The sequence below is a fragment of the Kitasatospora sp. NPDC054939 genome, assembly GCF_053610105.1.
Genome location: NZ_JBSGXP010000296.1, coordinates 1 through 2,242 on the forward strand (window position 1 = coordinate 1; position 2,242 = coordinate 2,242).

The window sequence follows — 2,242 nt, forward strand, 5'->3', positions numbered from 1 at the left end:
TGCACCCCGCTGCGGCCGGCGCGGCGGTAGGTCATCGAGGCATAGCGGTCATCCGCGGCGAGGTAGGTCATGGCGGACATCCTGCCAGCCCGCGGTCGGTCCGCGGGGGCGATTTCGGGGCGGGTCCGCCCCGCCGTGGCGCGCCTTTCGGGCCGTCGGCGCGGCGGGCTCAGCCGACCTGCTCCAGCGTCCCCGTGTGGAGCTCGCCGACCCGGCCGCCCTCGCCCTCGTACGTCCAGAAGGCGCGCACCGTCAGCCTGCCGAGGTCCATGACGTGGCTGACCGTGATGCCGCTCTGCTCCGTCCAGCTCACGAAGTACACCTGCGGGGCGACCTCGGCCACGTGCAGCGCCACGTCCTCCCACTGGCCGGCGGACTCGCCGAGGCCCTCCCAGCGCAGCCGCTTGCCGTCGGCCGAGTAGGCGTTGCGGAAGGCCGCGCCGTTGTCGACCTGGAAGAGGTAGGTGCGGCCGGCGAAGGCGGGCAGGGGCGCGGTCATGGCGGGGCGGGTCCTCGTCTCGGGTCGGTGCGGTCCGGTGGCGATCACCAACCTATCCGACCGGGCGTCCATTCCAGGCGTACTCCGGTCGGACCGCCCCCGGACGGGGCGCCCGCAGTCGATCTGTGAGCTGCGCGACAACCGCCCCGATCGGGTTGTCGCCCGCTCGCCGCGCTGCCTACCCTCCGAGGGCGTCCGCCCCTGCGGACCCCGTCGACGGGACGCCGAGTCCTGTCCGCCCGCCGGCGGGACACCGAGCACCACAGTGGACAGGAGCGGGGGACCCAGGTCAGTGCCCGGCCCGTGCGCCCCGCGCGCACGGTCCGCGGCCAGGTCCTGTCCGGCCGATCTTGCCGGGCACCGACAAGATCGACCGGACAGGACCTTGGGGTGAAGCCGCTCCGCAGGCGGCCGGGCAACCTCAGCCCGAACCCGACAGCTCACCTCGCAGGCGTCGCCGAGGACACCTCTATGCACCAGCCTGCCCGGCGCTCCGCGCCCCGCCACGCCCGGCCCTCCCACCGCCGGCGCAACGCCGCCCTCGCCGTCACCGGCGCGCTCGCCATCGGCGGCGCCGGCCTGGTCGGCGTACCCGCCGTCACCGGGGCCCAGGCGGCCACCGCCCCGACCGTCACCCAGGACCGGCTGGCCCCCGCCGCGATGACCGCCGACAAGGCAGCCGCCGCCTCGCTGACCGTCCACGCGTCGTCCTGCTTCACCGCCAAGACCCTCGGGGTCGGCGTCCGCGACGCGGCCGGCCGCAACCTGGACTTCCCCGGCAGTACCTCGAACGCGCAGATCTGCCCGAGCGGCGTCTCGATCACCACCGGCTCCCGCACCCTGGCCGCTGGTACCTACACCCAGTTCGGCTTCTGGCAGGACTTCGGCGGCGCCTGGCACAACCTGCCCTCGCAGCAGCTGGTGGTCTCCCCGGCCGCCCCCGCGCCGAGCCCCACGCCCACCCCCACGCCGACCGCCACCCCGAGCCCGGCCGCCACGGCCGCCCCCGGCATCCCGGTCAGCGGCAAGAAGCTGACCTGGTCCGAGGAGTTCAGTGCCCCCGTCGCCTACGGCTCCCGCTGGACCGGGGACAGGAGCAGCGCCTACCGCTACGGCCACCACAACCCGGACGACAACAAGCTCGACTGGCTGCGCAAGGAGCAGGTGTCCGTCTCCGGGGGCGTCGCGACCTTCACCGCCAAGCCCGGCGCCAACAAGTTGGAGAACGGCAGGCAGTCCTGGGACACCGGCCTGCTCACCACCGAGTACTCCGGTGAGGGCTTCCAGGTGCGGACCGGCGACTACGCCGAGACCCGGGTCAAGCTCCCGTCCGGCACCGGCGCCTGGCCCGCCCTGTGGACCTGGAAGAACGGCAACAACGAGATCGACTCGTTCGAGTACCACCCGGACAACCCGAACCTGCTGGAGCTCACCAACCACGTCCGGCCGGGCCACAAGTACCACACCGACGCCAAGGCGATCGGCAAGGACGGCTGGGTCACCATCGGCACCCACTACGGGGCGAACTCGGTCGACTGGTACGTCAACGGCACCAAGGTGTTCTCCGACGGCAAGGGCGTGGGCACCGGCTGGTCCGCGTACCTGATCCTCAACCTGTCCCTGAGCGCGGGGCAGTACCACCCCGCGCCGCAGGGCACGGCTCCGATCACCTTCGCGTCGGACTGGGTCCGCGTCTACCGCTGATCCGCGGCGTCCGCCACGGCCGGCCGACCCGGCAGGCCG

General features: G+C 73.5%; 2 protein-coding genes and 1 riboswitch. Of the genes, one reads left to right on the forward strand and one right to left on the reverse strand.

Annotated features, from left to right (window positions below):
- Positions 1 to 169: 169 nt before the first annotated feature.
- Entirely contained in the window at positions 170 to 499 is a 330-nt protein-coding gene (locus ACWGB8_RS38405; protein ID WP_452218290.1) for a MoaF-related domain-containing protein, read from the reverse strand.
- 332 nt (positions 500 to 831) lie between these two features.
- Positions 832 to 968: riboswitch (cyclic di-AMP (ydaO/yuaA leader) on the forward strand.
- Between the two features lie 2 nt (positions 969 to 970).
- Between ACWGB8_RS38405 and ACWGB8_RS38410 the strand changes: the two genes are divergently transcribed.
- Positions 971 to 2,203, forward strand: a complete 1,233-nt coding sequence (locus ACWGB8_RS38410) for a glycoside hydrolase family 16 protein (RefSeq protein WP_452218291.1) — start codon at positions 971 to 973, stop codon at positions 2,201 to 2,203.
- Positions 2,204 to 2,242: the final 39 nt, after the last annotated feature.